The organism is Rhizobium sp. K33, from assembly GCF_056501445.1.
Genome location: NZ_CP096478.1, coordinates 1594475 through 1611727, shown reverse-complemented (window position 1 = coordinate 1611727; position 17253 = coordinate 1594475). Strand labels below are relative to the sequence as shown.

Annotated in this window: 17 protein-coding genes; 10 read left to right on the top strand and 7 right to left on the bottom strand. The window is 62.7% G+C overall.

What is annotated here, in order from left to right; translation table 11 throughout:
- Window positions 1–163 precede the first annotated feature (163 nt).
- The gene (locus tag M1E12_RS08050) at window positions 164–604 is read left to right on the top strand and encodes a DUF4864 domain-containing protein (RefSeq protein ID WP_113461408.1); all 441 of its coding nucleotides are present in this window, start codon (window positions 164–166) and stop codon (window positions 602–604) included.
- 47 nt (window positions 605–651) lie between these two features.
- Here the strand turns inward: M1E12_RS08050 and tgt are convergent, their stop codons facing one another.
- The 5 genes from tgt to coaD all read right to left on the bottom strand — a co-directional run bounded on the left by tgt (window position 652) and on the right by coaD (window position 4613).
- Window positions 652–1782, bottom strand: coding sequence for a tRNA guanosine(34) transglycosylase Tgt (gene tgt / locus M1E12_RS08045; RefSeq protein ID WP_113461350.1), 1131 nt, complete (start codon window positions 1780–1782; stop codon window positions 652–654).
- A 3-nt stretch (window positions 1783–1785) separates the two neighbouring features.
- Window positions 1786–2880, bottom strand: coding sequence for a tRNA preQ1(34) S-adenosylmethionine ribosyltransferase-isomerase QueA (gene queA / locus M1E12_RS08040; RefSeq protein ID WP_479564308.1), 1095 nt, complete (start codon window positions 2878–2880; stop codon window positions 1786–1788).
- 90 nt (window positions 2881–2970) lie between these two features.
- Window positions 2971–3480, bottom strand: coding sequence for a peptidylprolyl isomerase (locus tag M1E12_RS08035; protein ID WP_479564307.1), 510 nt, complete (start codon window positions 3478–3480; stop codon window positions 2971–2973).
- A 39-nt stretch (window positions 3481–3519) separates the two neighbouring features.
- A complete protein-coding gene (locus tag M1E12_RS08030) occupies window positions 3520–4089 on the bottom strand; it encodes a peptidylprolyl isomerase (protein WP_113461407.1) in 570 nt (189 codons plus the stop codon).
- A 29-nt stretch (window positions 4090–4118) separates the two neighbouring features.
- Window positions 4119–4613 (bottom strand): pantetheine-phosphate adenylyltransferase, encoded by a 495-nt coding sequence (gene coaD, locus M1E12_RS08025; RefSeq protein ID WP_479564306.1) that lies wholly within the window; start codon window positions 4611–4613, stop codon window positions 4119–4121.
- A gap of 210 nt (window positions 4614–4823) precedes the next feature.
- Between coaD and M1E12_RS08020 the strand changes: the two genes are divergently transcribed.
- The 3 genes from M1E12_RS08020 (at window position 4824) to M1E12_RS08010 (ending at window position 5413) form a co-directional block, all read left to right on the top strand.
- On the top strand, window positions 4824–4982 hold the full coding sequence (locus M1E12_RS08020) for a hypothetical protein (protein ID WP_167494955.1): 159 nt from the start codon (window positions 4824–4826) through the stop codon (window positions 4980–4982).
- Window positions 4983–5065: 83 nt separating this feature from the next.
- On the top strand, window positions 5066–5218 hold the full coding sequence (locus M1E12_RS08015) for a hypothetical protein (protein WP_162760091.1): 153 nt from the start codon (window positions 5066–5068) through the stop codon (window positions 5216–5218).
- Between the two features lie 60 nt (window positions 5219–5278).
- Window positions 5279–5413: a hypothetical protein gene (locus M1E12_RS08010; RefSeq protein ID WP_281281746.1), complete on the top strand. Its 135-nt coding sequence runs from the start codon at window positions 5279–5281 to the stop codon at window positions 5411–5413.
- 181 nt (window positions 5414–5594) lie between these two features.
- Here M1E12_RS08010 and gyrA read toward each other — a convergent pair whose 3' ends face one another.
- Window positions 5595–8396, bottom strand: coding sequence for a DNA gyrase subunit A (gene gyrA / locus M1E12_RS08005; RefSeq protein ID WP_479564305.1), 2802 nt, complete (start codon window positions 8394–8396; stop codon window positions 5595–5597).
- A gap of 195 nt (window positions 8397–8591) precedes the next feature.
- Between gyrA and M1E12_RS08000 the strand changes: the two genes are divergently transcribed.
- From M1E12_RS08000 to M1E12_RS07975, 6 genes are all read left to right on the top strand, one after another.
- Window positions 8592–9221: a MarC family protein gene (locus M1E12_RS08000; protein ID WP_479564304.1), complete on the top strand. Its 630-nt coding sequence runs from the start codon at window positions 8592–8594 to the stop codon at window positions 9219–9221.
- Window positions 9222–9231: 10 nt separating this feature from the next.
- Window positions 9232–10509 (top strand): DUF2254 domain-containing protein, encoded by a 1278-nt coding sequence (locus M1E12_RS07995; RefSeq protein WP_479564303.1) that lies wholly within the window; start codon window positions 9232–9234, stop codon window positions 10507–10509.
- Between the two features lie 356 nt (window positions 10510–10865).
- Entirely contained in the window at window positions 10866–12290 is a 1425-nt protein-coding gene (locus M1E12_RS07990; RefSeq protein ID WP_479564302.1) for a PRC-barrel domain-containing protein, read from the top strand.
- 144 nt (window positions 12291–12434) lie between these two features.
- The gene (locus M1E12_RS07985) at window positions 12435–12797 is read left to right on the top strand and encodes a hypothetical protein (protein WP_479564301.1); all 363 of its coding nucleotides are present in this window, start codon (window positions 12435–12437) and stop codon (window positions 12795–12797) included.
- 222 nt (window positions 12798–13019) lie between these two features.
- The gene (locus tag M1E12_RS07980; RefSeq protein ID WP_479564300.1) at window positions 13020–14477 is read left to right on the top strand and encodes a cytochrome P450; all 1458 of its coding nucleotides are present in this window, start codon (window positions 13020–13022) and stop codon (window positions 14475–14477) included.
- A 72-nt stretch (window positions 14478–14549) separates the two neighbouring features.
- On the top strand, window positions 14550–16607 hold the full coding sequence (locus M1E12_RS07975; protein WP_479564299.1) for an ATP-binding protein: 2058 nt from the start codon (window positions 14550–14552) through the stop codon (window positions 16605–16607).
- A gap of 15 nt (window positions 16608–16622) precedes the next feature.
- On the opposite strand, the gene M1E12_RS07970 is transcribed toward M1E12_RS07975, so the two are convergent.
- On the bottom strand, window positions 16623–17162 hold the full coding sequence (locus M1E12_RS07970; RefSeq protein WP_113377578.1) for a single-stranded DNA-binding protein: 540 nt from the start codon (window positions 17160–17162) through the stop codon (window positions 16623–16625).
- Window positions 17163–17253: the final 91 nt, after the last annotated feature.

The window sequence follows — 17253 nt, the reverse complement described above, 5'->3', positions numbered from 1 at the left end:
CTGCTTTTAAGCGGCTTCACCCATGCCTTGTCCAGCCCAGGGGTGGGCGTGATGGCGCTTTCACTCACGATATCGCGATTACTGACATGAAACCGTCACGGGGTCTTTCCGCCGCGCCGAATCGGCCTATCCTTCTATTTCGACTTCCTGAAACAAGGGGATGATGCGCATGCGGATTGCAATTGCCCTGTCACTCATGGTCGGCCTCTTCGCTGCGCCGGCACTTGCTCAACAGGATGTAAAGGCCGAGGCCGCGGGTCTCGCCAAGGATGTGATCGAGCAGCAGATCACGGCCTTCCTCAACGACGATGCGACGACCGCCTATTCCTTCGCATCGCCGGAGATCAAGTCGGTGTTCCCCAATGCCGAGCGTTTCTTCGAAATGGTCAAGAAGAGCTATGGCCCGGTCTATCGGCCTGGCAATTATGCCTTCGGCCGCAATCAGGTTTCGCCCGATGGTACCGTCGCCTATCAGGAGGTGCTGATCTCGGCGCCTGACGGCAAGGACTGGGCCGTCTATTATGAGCTCAAGCGTCAGCGCGACGGGCAGTTTGCCATCAATGGCGTGCGCATGATGCGCGAGACCAACAGCCAGGGCATCTAATCGAAAGGGCAGGATGCTTGAAGCGCCCTGCCCCTCAAGACTTGAAATCAGACCGGGTCGATGTCGCCGCGGTTCCACATCTCGATGGTTTCCGCCTTGAAATCCTCGAAGCGGTTTTCGGCGATCGCCTGGCGGATGCCCTGCATCAGTTCCTGATAATAGCTGAGATTGTTCCAGGAGAGCAGCATGCCGCCCAGGGCTTCGTTGGAGCGAACGAGGTGGTGCAGATAGGCACGCGAATAATCGCGGGTCGCCGGGCAATTCGACTGTTCGTCGAGCGGGCGCATGTCTTCGGCGTGGCGGGCGTTGCGGATATTGACCTTGCCGCGGCGCGTGAATGCCAGGCCATGGCGACCGGAGCGGGTCGGCATGACGCAGTCGAACATGTCGATGCCTTCGGCGACCGACTTCAGAATATCGTCAGGCGTGCCGACGCCCATGAGGTAGCGCGGCTTTTCGGTGGGCAGAACCGGCAGCGTGATGCGCAGCATGTCGAGCATGACAGCCTGCGGCTCGCCGACCGCGAGGCCGCCGACGGCGTAACCCTTGAGGTCCAGCTGCTTCAGGCCTTCCGCCGAGCGGATGCGCAAGGCCGGCTGGTCGCCGCCCTGGACGATGCCGAACATGGCCTTGCCGGGCTGGGTGCCGAAGGCGACGCGGCAACGCTCGGCCCAACGCAGCGACATTTCCATCGCACGTTCGATCTCGCGGGGTTCGGCGGGAAGCGCCACGCATTCGTCGAGCTGCATCTGGATGTCGCTGTCGAGCAGGCCCTGGATCTCGATCGAGCGTTCCGGCGACATATGGTGCAAGCTGCCATCGACATGGCTCTTGAAGGTGACGCCCTGCTCGTCGAGCTTGCGCAGGCCAGACAGCGACATGACCTGGAAGCCGCCCGAATCCGTCAGGATCGGGCCGGGCCAGCGAATGAGTTCATGCAGACCGCCGAGGCGGGCGACGCGTTCCGGGCCGGGGCGCAGCATCAGGTGGTAGGTGTTGCCGAGGATGATGTCGGCGCCACCTTCCTTGACCTGGTCGAGATACATGGCCTTGACCGTGCCGACGGTGCCGACCGGCATGAAGGCCGGGGTGCGGATCGTGCCGCGCGGCATGGTGATCTCGCCGAGGCGGGCCTTGCCGCTTACGGCCTTCAGATTGAATGTGAAATTCTCGGACATCGGTCAGTCGTCTTTCCGGAAGAGCAGGCTGGAATCGCCGTAGGAATAGAAGCGGTAGCCGGTCTCGATGGCGTGGGCGTAAGCCGCGCGCATTGTGTCGAGGCCGGCAAAGGCGGATACCAGCATGAAGAGCGTGGATTTGGGCAGGTGGAAATTGGTCATCAGCATGTCGACTGCCTTGAAGCGGTAACCGGGCGTGATGAAGATGCCGGTGGCACCCGACCAGGCGGGGATGTGGCCAGTCTCCTCGGCGGCACTTTCAAGCAGGCGCAGCGAGGTGGTGCCGACGGCGATGACCCGGTTGCCGCGGGCGCGCACCGCGTTGAGAGCGGCTGCGGTCGAGGGCGAGATATAGCCGATCTCCTCGTGCATCTTGTGCTCGGCGGTATCATCCGCCTTGACGGGCAGGAAGGTGCCGGCGCCGACATGCAGCGTGACGAAATGGCGTTCGACACCGGCGGCGTCGAGTTTCGCAAAGAGATCGGGGGTGAAATGCAGGCCTGCGGTCGGGGCAGCGACCGCGCCCTCCTCGCGGGCATAGATGGTCTGGTAGTCGGCGCGGTCCTTTTCGTCTTCCGGCCGCTTGGCGGCGATATAGGGCGGAAGCGGTATATGACCGACCGTGGCGATGGCCTGATCGAGATCGGGCCCCGACAGGTCGAAGGCCAGTTCGATTTCGCCGGCGTCACCCTTTTCGGCGACAGTGGCAACCAGAGAACCGAGCAGGCAGGCGGCGCTGTCGCCCTGCCCCGTGCCGAAGTCAATGCGGTCGCCCTGCTTGATGCGCTTGCCCGGCTTGGCAAACGCCTTCCAGCGGCTGGCGGAAGCCCGCATATGCAGCGTGCAGGAAACGGCGATCGCCTCGGCGCCTTCGCGGTGGCGGATGCCTTCGAGCTGCGCCGGGATGACCTTGGTGTCGTTGAAGACGAGGGCGTCGCCGGGCCTCAGGAAGGACGGCAGATCATAGACGTGACGGTCTTCGAGCACTGGATCGGCATCGGGGCGCACCACGAGAAAACGGGCATGGTCGCGCGGGCTTGCGGGCCTCAGCGCGATGTTTTCATCCGGCAGGTCGAAGTCGAAGAGATCTACACGCATGGAAATCGGATCTGTTGTGGCGAGGGACTAAACGCGAAAACCCGCCCGGGTGCCAGGCACCGAGGCGGGCTTGGTGTGGCTTTAAGCCGATCAGGCGTCGGCGGCAACCTTCATCGAGACGATCGAATCGGGATCGGCCACGGGCTCGCCCTTCTTGATCTGGTCGATGACGTCCATGCCTTCGATGACCTGGCCCCAGACGGAGTACTGCTTGTTCAGCCAGGGGGCATCAGTGAAGCAGATGAAGAACTGGCTGTTGGCCGAGTTCGGGCTCTGCGAACGGGCCATGGAGCAGGTGCCGCGGACATGTGGAGTGGCCGAGAATTCAGCCTTCAGGTCCGGCTTGTCGGAGCCGCCCATGCCGGCACGGCCGGGGTTGAAGCTGTCGCCGCCCTTCTTGCCGAACTTCACGTCGCCGGTCTGGGCCATGAAGTCTGCGATGACGCGGTGGAAGACGACGCCGTCATAGGCGCCTTCACGCGACAGTTCCTTGATGCGGGCGACATGGCCGGGGGCCAGATCCGGGAAGAGCGCGATGACGACCTTGCCCTTGGTGGTTTCCATCATGATGGTGTTTTCCGGATCCTTGATCTCGGCCATGGTGTTTCTCCTTGGTTGGGGCTTGTCGCCCGGTAGATATCAGTTGCGACCGACGGTGACCTTGACCATGCGGTCGGGGTCGCTGACTTCGCCGTTGCCGCCTTCGCCGCGCTTGATCTTGTCGACATATTCCATGCCCGACACGACCTTGCCGACGACCGTGTACTGGCCGTTCAGGAAGCCGCCTTCGGCGAACATGATGAAGAACTGCGAGTTGGCAGAGTTCGGATCCTGGCTGCGGGCCATGCCGACCGTGCCGCGCTCGAAGGGGACGCTCGAGAATTCGGCCGGCAGGTCCGGCAGGCTCGAGCCGCCGGTGCCGGCGCGCTGCGGGTCAAAGCCATTTTCCATGTCGCCGAACTCGACGTCGCCGGTCTGGGCCATGAAGCCCTCGATGACGCGGTGGAAAGCGACATTGTCGTATTCGCCCTTGGCAGCGAGGTCCTTGATCTGGGCAACGTGCTTGGGCGCGACATCCGGCATCAGCTGGATCACGACCGGGCCATCCTTCAGCTGGATGGTCAGGAAGTCCTCGTTGGACTGGGCCTGGGCAGTGCCGAAGCCGGCGATGGCCAGCAGCAAAGCGGTTGCGAGTTGGACGAGCTTCATGATCACTCCCGTTTTTTGAGATCTGCGGCTCAGCGGCCGTATCTGGATTTGAGGGCGGCCAGGACCGGCGCCGGTACGAAGGCGCTGACATCGCCGCCCATGGCCGCGATCTGACGGACCAATGTGGCGGTTATGGGCCGGGAGGCTGTCGCGGCCGGCAGGAAGACGGTCTGCACCTCCGGCGCCATGGTGGCATTCATACCGGCCATCTGCATCTCGTAGTCGAGATCCGTGCCGTCGCGCAGGCCGCGCAGCATGATGCGGGCGCCATGGCGGCGGGCGGCGTCGACGGCGAGATCGGCAAAGGACACGACCTCGAGATCCCCTGCCCGCTCCGGCAGCACGTCCTTGAGGCAGGCCCTGATCAGGTCGGCCCGCTGCTCATAGGAGAAGAGCGGCGTCTTTCCGGGATGCGTGCCGATTGCGACGACGAGGCGATCGACGATGTTCATCGCCTGCACGAGCACATCGAGATGACCATTTGTCATCGGATCGAAGGAGCCAGGATAAAAAGCCGTCGCCATGAGAGCCCGTTCTGAGGTTTCGACCGCCTTTTGTCATGGACAGCCGGATATCGCAAGCGTGCAACTGCCGCGGCACAGTCACCATTTCGCCGGTTCTCCGCCGCGCTTTTGCTCTGAACCGCAGATGAACGGCCTATTCAAGGCTGCTTCAGCCGGAAAGACCTAAACCTTCAATCGTTGCACAACCCGCCAATCCAGAAGGTCGTTCCCATGCTGGTTCTCCTCATCGCAATCGCCATCGCTGCCTCGCTTCTGATCGAGCTCGGACTGATGGTCGTGCGGGACCAGATGGAGGAGCAGCACTTCCTTCGCGAAGATGAACGCCAGATGAACGGAGCGTTCAAGAGGACTTCAGGCGGTGCTTGGTAAACATCTTCCTACACTGTGCGGGAACTATTTCCGCATGCAAGCATTTTACGGCTGCGAATGCCGGCACGCAAAGGACTAAAGCAATGCATGACAAGGTTACCCTGATCAACCTCGTATGGATGATGATGATGACTGCCATGGTTGCCACCTCCGCAACCTTTTACATCAAAGACAGCGGTGACGCTGCTTTCTACGGCCCCCCGATGACGGCCCGCTATCACAGCTTCGGGCACTGATCGGACTTCGGAATTCGCCGCTGGAAACGCAACACAACGCTGAGAAAGAAAGGAAAAGCCATGTTTATCACCCTGTCGGTTCTGGCTGCTCTCATCAGCGGCATGTTCGTTGCCTCGGTCGCTTCGACGATCACGGCGCTCAAGCGCGAAAACGACGATTTCCGGGCCATGATGGAACGCCGCAAGGCATTCTGAGACCCCTTTTAAAGGCGGTCACAGTCGGTGGATCCACACGCCGGCCCCAATCAAGACCGCCACTACAAGACCACATCGAACTTGATGCAGACCTCCAGCAAAAAGCCCGCGCGGACAATGTCCGGCGGGCTTTTCGTTTGGATCACTCGATGTTCGAGGCTGCCCCTGAGGCAGCCCCAGATCATTCCGTTGCAGCGTCACCATCGGCCTCGGGTGCCGGGGATGCAGTCCCCTCACCTTCTGCGCCTTCGACGGCTTCCACCACTTCCTCATCGTTTTCAGGCTCGCTGATGCGTTCGACGGACACAACCTTTTCGTCCTTGGCCGTCGAGAAGATCGTCACGCCCTTCGTCGCGCGGCTCGCAATACGGATGCCGTCGACGGGAACGCGGATCAGCTGACCACCGTCGGACACCAGCATCAGCTGGTCCTTGTCCTCGACCGGGAAGGCAGCGACGAGTTCGCCGATCTCTGCGGTCTTAGAGGTGTCGGTGGCGCGGATGCCCTTGCCGCCACGGCCCGATGTGCGGAAGTCGTAGGACGAGGAGCGCTTGCCGAAGCCCTTTTCAGAGACGGTGAGGACGAACTGTTCGCGGGCCTTCAGCTCCTGATACAGGTCTTCCGGCAGCTCGCCTTCCGCACCCACATCTTCGCCGACCAGAGCGATATCTTCCTCATCGACGCCCATGGCGCGGCGTTCGGCGGCCGAGCGCTTGAGATAGGCGGCGCGTTGCCACGGTTCAGCATCGACATGGGCGAGGATCGTCATCGAGATCAGGCGGTCGCCCTCGGCCATGGTCATGCCACGCACGCCGATCGAGTTGCGGCCGGCAAAGACGCGGACTTCATCGACCGGGAAGCGGATGGCCTGGCCAAGCGCCGTCGTCAGGAGCACGTCGTCGCGATCGGTGCAGGTCTCGACGCCGAGGATCTGGTCGCCTTCTTCCTCGAGCTTCATCGCGATCTTGCCGTTGCGGTTGACCTGGATGAAATCCGACAGCTTGTTGCGGCGGACCGTGCCCCGGGTCGTCGAGAACATGACGTCCAGGTTTTCCCAGCTCGTCTCGTCCTCGGGCAGCGGCATGATCGAGGTGATGCGCTCGCCGGGCTCCAGCGGGAACATGTTGATCATGGCCTTGCCGCGCGAGGTCGGGGTGCCGATCGGCAGACGCCAGACCTTTTCCTTGTAGACGATGCCGCGCGAGGAGAAGAACAGAACCGGCGTGTGCGTGTTGGCAACGAAGAGACGGGTTGCGAAATCCTCGTCCTTCATCGCCATGCCGGAGCGGCCCTTGCCGCCACGACGCTGGGCACGATAGGTCGTCAGCGGCACGCGCTTGATATAGCCGGCATGGGAAACGGTCACGACCATTTCTTCGCGGGCGATCAGGTCCTCGTCGTCCATGTCAGGACCGCCGTCGACGATCTGGGTGCGGCGCGGGGTGCCGAATTCGTCGCGGATCGCGGCGAACTCGTCCTTGACGATCGTCTGAATGCGGACGCGCGACGAGAGGATGTCGAGGTAATCGGCGATTTCGGCACCGATCTTGTTCAGTTCCTCGTCGATTTCATCGCGACCCAGGGCCGTCAGGCGGGCGAGGCGCAGCTCGAGGATCGCGCGCGCCTGCTCTTCCGACAGGTTGTAGGTCAGGTCGTCATTGATGCGGTGACGCGGATCGTCGATCAGGCGGATCAGCGCCTCGACGTCCTTGGCCGGCCAGCGGCGCGTCATCAACTGCTCGCGGGCGGTTGCCGGATCCGGCGCATTGCGGATCAGCGCGATCACTTCGTCGATATTAGCGACGGCAATCGCCAGACCGACCAAGACATGCGCGCGCTCGCGCGCCTTGCGCAGCAGGTATTTCGTGCGGCGGCTGACGACGTCCTCGCGGAAGGCGACGAAGGCTCTGAGCATGTCGAGCAGCGTCAGCTGTTCGGGCTTGCCACCGTTCAGTGCCACCATGTTGCAGCCGAAGGAGGTCTGCAGCGGCGTGTAACGGTAAAGCTGGTTCAGGATGACGTCGGCATTGGCGTCGCGCTTCAGCTCGATTACCACGCGGTAACCGTCGCGGTCGGATTCGTCACGCAGATCGGAGATGCCTTCGATGCGCTTTTCGCGCACGAGTTCGGCCATCTTCTCGATCATCGTCGCCTTGTTCACCTGATAGGGGATCTCGGTGATGATGATCTGTTCGCGGTCGCCGCGCATCGGCTCGACGCGGGCAACGCCACGCATGACGACCGAGCCCCTGCCCGTCTCATAGGCCGACTTGATGCCCGAGCGGCCGAGGATCATGGCGCCGGTCGGGAAGTCCGGGCCCGGGATGATCTGCATGAGTTCCGGCAGCTCGATGGCCGGGTTGTCGATGAGTGCGGTGCAGCCGTCGAGAACTTCGGTCAGATTGTGCGGCGGAATGTTGGTCGCCATACCGACCGCGATACCGCCGGCGCCGTTGACCAGCAGGTTCGGGAACTTGGCGGGAACGACCACCGGCTCCGACATGGTGCCGTCATAGTTGTCGCGGAAGTCGACCGTTTCCTTGTCGAGGTCGTCGAGCAGTGCGTGCGAGACCTTCTGGAGACGGCATTCCGTGTAACGCTGGGCTGCCGGCGGGTCACCGTCGACGGAACCGAAATTGCCCTGACCGTCGATGAGCGGCATGCGCAGCGACCAGGGCTGCGCCATACGCGCCAGCGCGTCATAGATCGCGGCATCACCATGGGGGTGATACTTACCCATGACGTCACCGGTGACGCGGGCGCTCTTGACGTATTTCTTATTCCAGTCGAGCCCCAGCTCGTTCATGCCGTAGAGGATGCGGCGATGCACCGGCTTCAGGCCGTCGCGCACGTCAGGCAGCGCGCGGCTCACGATCACGCTCATCGCGTAATCGAGATACGACCGCTGCATTTCCTCCATGATGGAAATCGGCTCGATGTCGGACGGAAACTTGCCGCCGCCGGGAGTGCTTTGCTCAGTCAAATCAGGTCACGATCTCTGTTCGGAATCACTGCGGAATTTATAGCGGAACAGGCGCGGGAGCGCCAATTTTGCACCCGGTTATAAACAGGCTTTTGCGGCTGCGGAAAGGCATTTTCCTCAATATCTTGGGGCAAAAGCTTGCAAGGCCACCAGCGCTTCGGCTTTATGGGCGCCTGCACAGGAGAAAACGACGCCATGGCCATGTCCGATACGATGATCAGCGCCTTCACCACCCTGCTGGTCACCGTCGACCCGCCCGGGCTTGCGCCGCTCTTTCTCGGCCTGACCCAGGGCATGACGCGGGCGCAGCGCCAGCAGGTCGCCGTGCGCGGGTCGGTGATGGGCTTTGCGATCCTCACCGTCTTTGCTCTGTTTGGCGCCAGCATTCTCGGCGCGCTCGGCATTTCCATGGGCGCCTTCCGCATCGCCGGCGGGTTGATGCTGTTTGCCATCGCCTTCGAGATGATCTTTGAGAAACGCAATGAGCGTAAGGAAAAGACGACCGGCGACGCGATCACCAAGGACCACATCCACAACCTCGCCGTCTTCCCGCTTGCCATCCCGCTGATTGCCGGTCCCGGCGCGATTTCGGCGACGGTGCTCATTTCGGGCACGATGGACGGATGGGTCGACAAGCTGCAGCTGATCGCCGTGATTGCCATCGTGCTGGGCCTCGTCTTTGCCTCGCTCTATCTTGCCGAAAGGCTCAATCGCTTCCTCGGCGTGACCGGTCGGGCGCTGCTGACGCGCCTGCTCGGGGTGCTTCTTGCGGCACTTTCGGTCCAGTTCGTCGTTGACGGTGTGAAGTCCGCCTTCGCGGGCTGAGGAGCCACCGATGTCCCAAGACGCCGTTTTCAGCCGCTGGCGATTTATTCTCAGGCAATTCAGTCGGCGGCTTTGGGTCCGGGCGAGTGCGATCGGTGCGATCGGCGTTCTGGCTGCCGTTCTCGCGACCGTCGCCGAGCGCTTCGTGCCTTTCGATATCCCTGGCACGATGAAGGCGGATTCGGTCGACACCATCCTGAACATCATCGCCTCCAGCATGCTGGCGGTCACCACGTTTTCGCTGAGCGCCATGACCTCGGCCTATGGCTCGGCGACCAGCAATGTGACACCGCGGGCAACCAAGCTTCTCATCGAGGACCCGCTAACGCAGAACGTGCTGTCGACCTTCGTCGGCTCATTTCTCTACGGGATCGTCGGCATCGTGGTGCTGCAGACCGGCGCCTATGGCGATCAGGGGCGCGTCATCCTCTTCGTGGTGACGATTGGCGTCATCGCGCTCATCGTCTTCCAGCTGCTGCGCTGGATCGATCACCTGACGAAACTCGGGCGCGTCGGCGAGACGGCGAGCCGGATCGAGCACGCGGCAGAGCGCGCGATCGAGGCGCGGCGCAACAATCCCTATCTCGGCGGACGGCCGCTGGTGGAGAGCGCGCGCACGCGGTTCGAGGGCATGAAGCCTGTCGAGGCCAATACCATTGGGTATGTGCAGCATCTCGACATGCAGGCGCTGTCGGCGCTTGCCGACCGGATCGACGGCGAGATCTATATGGTCATCAACCCCGGCGCCTTCGTCTATCGGGACAGCGTGATCGCCTATATCGATGCGCCGCCCGTCGAGAAGAGCGAGGACATGCCCTTACCCGAGGACACGCTGCGGGGCGCGGTCACCATTGGCCCTGAGCGCAATTTCGATCAGGACCCGCGCTTCGGTCTGGTTGTCCTGAGCGAGACCGGCCAGCGTGCGTTGTCGCCTGCCGTCAACGACCCGGGCACAGCCATCGACATCATCGGCCGCGCAACGCGGCTCCTCACACGCTGGGCGGAGCCGATCCAGGATCAAGATCCGCAGTTTTCCCGCGTCTATATTCCTGCATTGACTGCCGAGGATCTTTTCGAGGACGCGTTCATGACAGTGGCGCGCGACGGGGCGCAGCAGGTGGAGGTTCAGCTGCGTTTGCAGAAAAGTCTGGCCGCTCTCGCGCGTCTGGGCGACACTGATTTTCGCGCTGCCGCCGCCCATCAGTCGGCGCTGGCCCTTTCGCGGGCCGAGAAGGCGCTGAGCGACGCCGATCTGCAGCGTCTGCGCGGCGACCCCGGAAACAACTGATCGCAGCCAACATTATTGGACAAGCAGCGCAGTCGCGCCTTGCTCGGCCGCCGGTTGCTGCAGATGAAGCTGTTGAAGAAGCTCACTTTTTCGCCGCAAAATCGACATTTCTACGGAACAGTGGCGGCGCTCTCGGGTTAGCCCGGTGTTCCGTGATGACGGCACTGTCGAAGACTTCCGACACGGATCATCGAAAGCTCCGGGCTGCGCTCAAGTGTAGCCCCACATGCGACGCCGCATTTTGCGGCGACGTCGAGCCACCAGGAACGAACCATTTCATTCGGCGAGGACGGGAGCTCGAGAGGCGCCTGGCTGCCGCACATCCGTGCTCGCCACCAACCTGAAAGGAGTTCTCCATGAAGACCTCGCACACGGCACTCGCGCTTATCCTGGCCGCCGGCGCGCCGGCAATGGCCAACTCGACTGCACCGGACACTCAGGCATCGCAGGTCGGCGATCAAGCATCGCAGAACGCATCCGCCCAGACCGGTAAGGTCGACCAACTGAGCGCATCGGCATTTTCCCGCTGGGATGCCAACAACAATGACCGCCTGGATGACGGCGAGTTTTCACAGGGCCTGCACCAGAATTGGAGCGGCGAATCCGGTGAACTCGATCAGGCAGCGTTCGAAAACAACTGGGGCAACTGGTTCAGCAGCGAACGCCCGGAGTTCTCGGAAATCGATGAAGACTCGGATGACCGCATCTCTGAAACCGAGCTTCGGGCAGCGCTGTCCGACACGGACCTGCGCGGAAACTGGCAGGGCGCCGAGGATGGTTATCTGACGCGAGAGGAGTTCCAGGCCGGGGTGAACACCGTCGGCGACAGGAACCGCGATGGATCGCTCGATCAGGCCGAAGTCGACGCCGTCGTCTCCGTGATCGCCGTCGTGGCGCCCGATCAGACGGAAACCGCTTCGACGCAGCGGGACACTGTCGACAACACGACCACGCAAACCGGCCAGCAGCAGGCATCCGCTAGCAATCGCGCCCAGAACGACGGCGAGCTTCGAGTCGGCGAGATCATCCCGCTGCGGGACTGGGACACGGACACGCTCTATGACAACGGCTGGACGGCCGAGGCCCTGTTCGGACGCACGGTCTACGGATCGGGTGGCGAAGAGATCGGTGACGTCGAGGACCTGATCATCGGTGCCAATGGTGATCTCGTGGCGCTCGTGGCCGAAGTCGGCGGTCTCTGGGACATCGGCGACACGCATGTGAGCGTTCCCTGGGACCAGGTGTCGTTCCGCGAGGACCGGACCCTCACGATCCCCGTGACCGAGGACAATGCCGATGATTTCAGCGTCATCAACGAGCTGACGACCGGCAGCCTGTCCGAGAATGTCGCCAGCGGGCTCGATGACGAGGAACTCGGACCGCGTGTCTGGCGCGCTTCGGAACTGATCGGTGACATCGCACGCATTCGCGGCGCGCAGGCCGGCATGGAAACGGGTGACGCCCAGAACAATGCCGCTGCGACAACGCAGAACGAACAGGCGGCTGCCACCACTGGTGACGCTCAGGGTCGAAACGCCATGGCTCCCGGAAGTCGCCTCGGCTATGGCTATGTCGAGGATATCGTCTTCCAGAACGACAAGGTCGCCGCGGCGATCGTCAACCGGGATGCCGGTTACGGCACGCGAGGCCGCTATGCCTATCCGTTCTACGGCTATGGCTACGGTTGGGCTCCGGGCAGCCGCTACTACGACCTGCCTTATTCCCGTGACGACTCCGTCACCCTCACCCCCTTCGATTACGATCGGATCAACGAGGGCTGACGCTCAATTCCGGCTGACCGTCGGAATGACCGCCCGGCATGACCATGCCGGGCCGGCATCTCCGCTCCGCCAAGGAGCGACATCGGCTGCCGCAGCATGATGGCAGTCATAACCTCACACCCCAAAATCAGGAAGGAAAACACCATGAAATATGTTGCTACCGCCCTCGCCCTCGGCCTGTTTGCCGCACCGGCACATGCCCAGTCCAGCAGCGATGCACAGGACAGTTCTTCGACCGATACCACGACCACCACGTCATCGCAGTCCGGCCAGCCCTCGGCTGTCACGCAGCAGAAGCTCCAGAGCCAGCTCGAAGGCGCGGGCTTCAGCAATGTCCAGATCCTGGATGCATCCTATCTGGTGCAGGCACAGACCGAAGAGGGCAATACGGTCCTCATGGTCATCGACCCGCCGATGCGTGGTTCCGGCATGAGCGGCCAGTCGGGATCCGGCACTTCGGGTTCCAGCTCTTCCGAGAGCGGCTCGACAGAAAGCACGACCCCGTAATCGCATCCTCCCAGATCGACAAAGAAGAACGGCGGCCAATCGGCCGCCGTTTGCTTGTGTCGTGATCTTCGGCGCTCAGAACGGGATGTCGTCGTCGAGATCGCGAGAGAAGCCGCCGGACGGGGCGCTGCCTGTTTTTCGGCAGAGATTCGGCAGTTTCCTGTCTGGTGCAGCAAGCAAGATCGGTGAAGGCTTTGGGTCATGAACGGAAGGCCCTGCACCATGGCAATCAACAGACTACACACTCATTCGGCACGGTCTTTGTCCGACCTCCCCTCACCCGCGGGGCTGCCGCTGATCGGGCATCTGCATCGTATCGATCCGCTCAAGGCACACATCACTTTCGAGGCCTGGGCGAAAGAACTCGGCCCTGCCTACACCATTCGACTAGGGCGAGAGAGGGTCGTCGTGTTCACCGACAGCCGCCTCGCCCGCGATGTCCTCCAGGATCGCCCCGCGGGTTTTACGCGGGGCAGGCGCATCCTACCGGTTGCTCGGGAAATGGGGTTCGAGGGGGTGTTTGCTGCTGAAGGAGCCGATTGGGCGATGCAGCGGCGCCGCACCGCCGAGGCTTTTTTCCCGGCCCATCTGCCTCGCTTCCTGCCAGTCATTTCGGAAATTGCCGAACGGCTCCTCTGCAAGCTTGCGCGGATGGCGCGTGCGGGTGAGATCATCGATCTCGGACGGGAGCTCATGCGCTTCACCGTGGATGTCACCTCAGCGCTCGCCTTCGGCCAGGATCCGCGAACGATCGAGGGCGACGGACATAGCATCCAGGCTGCGATCGCAGAGATCCTTCCGGTTTTCATGAAGCGGGTCATGAGCCCCTTTCCCTACTGGCACTACGTCAAGCCGCCGTCGGAGCGTCGCGCCGACGCCGCCCTCGAACGGGTGAAGCGCCATATCGAAACCTTGATCGCCGAGGCAGAGCAGAGGCTTGCTGAGCGGGACGCCGATGTCCCACCCGACAATCTCCTGGAGGCGCTGATCCTCGGTGCGCAGGACGGTGGAGAGACTGATCTCCCGCGTGTCTCGGCCAATGTGCTGACACTGCTTCTCGCTGGCGAAGACACGACGGCCCATACAATCGCCTGGGCCCTCTACTACATCGCGCAGGACCAGAGCCTGCAAGATCGCCTCCATGCGGAGTCGATGGCGGCAAATTCCAGTGAAGGGCCCGTCTCAACGATGGAAGAGATCCGGACGCTCGCGCTTGCCGAGGCCTGCGGCAAGGAAGCGCTGCGGCTCAAGCCCGTCGTGCCGTTCCAGTCTTTCGTCGCGCAGCGCGACATGGTTCTCGGCGATCTTGTAATTCCTCGCGACACCATGCTGTTTTTCCTCAACCGGCCGTCCTTGCTTGATGCCGACCACTTCGCCGATCCGTTGAACTTTCAGCCCCAGCGCTGGTTGGCACAGGCAGACGAGCGCGGACCACGCCGCGCGCATGATGCGCGCGCCTTCCTGCAATTCGGTGCCGGTCCTCGGGTCTGCCCTGGGCGCAACCTGGCGATGTTGGAGATCAAGCTCGTCCTTTCCATGCTGCTTCGTCAATTCAAGCTCGAACTTGCCGTAGCCGCAGACCGGATTGAAGAGGTGCAAGCCTTCACCATGGGCCCGAAGAGCTTGCCGGTCCGACTGATCCCGCGGGGCCAAACGAGGACGGGCACTCTTCGGATGTAGAGCGGTGCCTGCCCATTGGGCCATGGACGCTCAAACCAGACCGCACTGGCCGATTGCGGCAAGTTTGCTAACATGAGCCGCCTGTCGGAGGGAGGAGAGACACTGGGGACCATTCGCGACAAGCTTTCGAGATTGCGGGAAGCGCGCTTCGTCGGTCGAGAGCGGGAGATCGAGATCGTCCGGGCCATGCTCTCCGGCGAGGCCGACCGGCAGATCGGCTTCGTGCACGGACCGGGCGGCATGGGCAAGACAACCTTTCTCGATGCCTGCCTGCGCCTCCCCGAGGCAAGGATGTTTTGCACGATCAGGATCGATGCCCGCGATCTCGAACCGACACCGGCCGGGATCGAAGACGCTATGTCTTCCCAGCGCGAAGCGCATTCGCGTTTGGGGAATGACAGGCTGCTGGTGGTCATCGATACCCTGGAACGGCTGGCCTCGCTCGAGTTTTGGCTTTTCGATCAGTTCATTCCCACCTTGCCCGAGGACAGTATCGTGCTGCTCGCCAGCCGTCTGCCGCCGTCACGTGCGGTGCTGCGAGATATCGGCTGGCACCAGATGATGACGGAGATTGCTCTGCCCGGCCTCTCGGTCGACAAGGCACGTGCTCTGCTGGTCGCTCAAGGTCTCGACGCTGCACTAACCGAGCCGCTTTACAGGGTTAGCGCGGGAAACCCGCTGGTGCTGGCGCTGGGGGTGGAGCACTTGCGCCGTGGCGCTGCTCTGCCGCTCGACATGGCCGGCGAGCAAAAGCGGGTCATGACATCTCTGATCGGCTATTTGCTCGAGGACCTTCCGAGCCATCGGCATCGCACCGCCTTGCAGATCCTGGCCTCGGCGCGGATCGTCGACCGTGAGATGCTCGCGGCCATCTGCAGCGACCGCGATGCCGGGACGCTTTATCAGTGGCTGTCGTCCCTGCCGTTTGTCGAGCAGAGCATGACAGGACTTGTCCCCCATGATTTGGCCCGCGATGCACTGCAGGCGCTTTGTCTCGCCCCCCGCCCGGAAGAAACCGAAGACCTGCGCTTGCGACTGATGATGCATGTGCATCGGGCGATGGTGCGGCACGGGTCTGCCGGGCGGCGGGCGCTTAGCCGGGACTTCGTCTTTCTCGCCAAGACGACGACGCTTGGGCGCTTCCTCGACTGGGACAGTTTCACCAGCCAGTATGTCGACCGCTACGATCCAAGCCTGCGCGATGTCATCATCTCCATGACGCGGCAGGCGCTGGGGACGCAGCACGCCGAGATTGCCGGCCACTGGCTCGACCAGCAACCGGAAGGGTTTTCCGTCGTGCGGGCGCAGACTGGAGACGTCGAAGGCTTCTGGCTGCTGCTCGATCTTCTAAAGGTCCGCGACAGCGACGGCGATATCGACCCTCTCGCCACCCGTCTGCGGCACATCGCCGAACTGGAGGCCAAGCCGGTCGACGGCGATCTGGCGCTCGCCTTCCGGCTCTGCCTGCACGAGGCCAGCTACGCGATCCCCAATCCCAGCTTCGATCACGCTTCGCATGCAGCAGCACTTCTCTGGTCGACGGAACCGCGGCTGGTGTGGAGTGCGGTCTGCAGTCCGGAGCCCGACAGGCTCGCCCCCCTCTTCCACTCGATGTCGCGGTTCCACTGGCATCAGAGGCTGGAAAGCGCCGAAATGGAATTCGAGGGCGGGGCGATCGGCACTTACAGACGCAACTGGCGCGAAGAGCCGAACCCGCTCTGGCATGGCCTTTCCGAGCGCTCTGTAAACAGCATGCTTGCGAGGGAGCAGTTGACCGAAGGCGTCCGGCAGGCCCTCAAGAATTTTCGACGTGACGACAGGCTTCTTCAGAACAGGCTTCTCTGCCAATCGAACACTGGCGCTGCGCCCGTCTACGCCTCGGCCGATGCTCTGCGCCGACACCTCCTTACCGCGATCGACGCTCTTTCGTCAGATCCGCGCGACGCCCGCTTCATGATGGCTTTGCGCAAGACCTGGATCGAACCCGGGGCGCCCCAGGAACTGGTCGCCGAGGAATTGGGACTGCCGTTCAACACCTATCGCTATCAGCTCAACAGAGGCCTCGAACGGGTCGTCGACTGGCTGATCCAGAACGACAAAGGCCCGGCGAAACCGGGCCTCGATCCGTAAGGTCTGACGGCAGCCTCAGAACGGGATGTCGTCGTCGAGATCGCGCGAGAAGCCGCCGGACGGAGCGCTGCCGCCGCGGCTTGCACCGCCGGAGGAGCCGCCGCGCGAGGGAGCCGGCGAGCCGTAGCCGCCGTCGTAACCGCCGCCGCCGTAGCTGTCGCCACCGAAGTCGTTGCCGCCGCGCGAGGCGCCGCCGCCATCACCGCGACCGCCGAGCATGGTCAGATTGCCGTTGAAGCCCTGCAGCACCACTTCGGTGGAGTAACGGTCATTGCCGTTCTGGTCCTGCCACTTGCGGGTCTGCAGCTGGCCCTCGACATAAACCGTCGAGCCCTTCTTCAGATACTGTTCGGCGACCTTGCAGAGACCCTCGTTGAAGATGACGACCTGATGCCATTCGGTCTTTTCCTTGCGCTCGCCGCTGTTCTTGTCGCGCCAGCTTTCAGACGTCGCGATGCGCAGGTTGGCGATCGGTCGGCCGTCCTGGGTCCGGCGGATTTCGGGATCGGCTCCGAGATTGCCGATCAGAATGACCTTGTTGACGCTACCAGCCATGACACTCACCTTACTGCCGCGCCGCCGCGGCGTTCAAATTCCAATCAAATGCCACCTTATCCCATCCGCTGCAGCGATTGGGCGATGACCG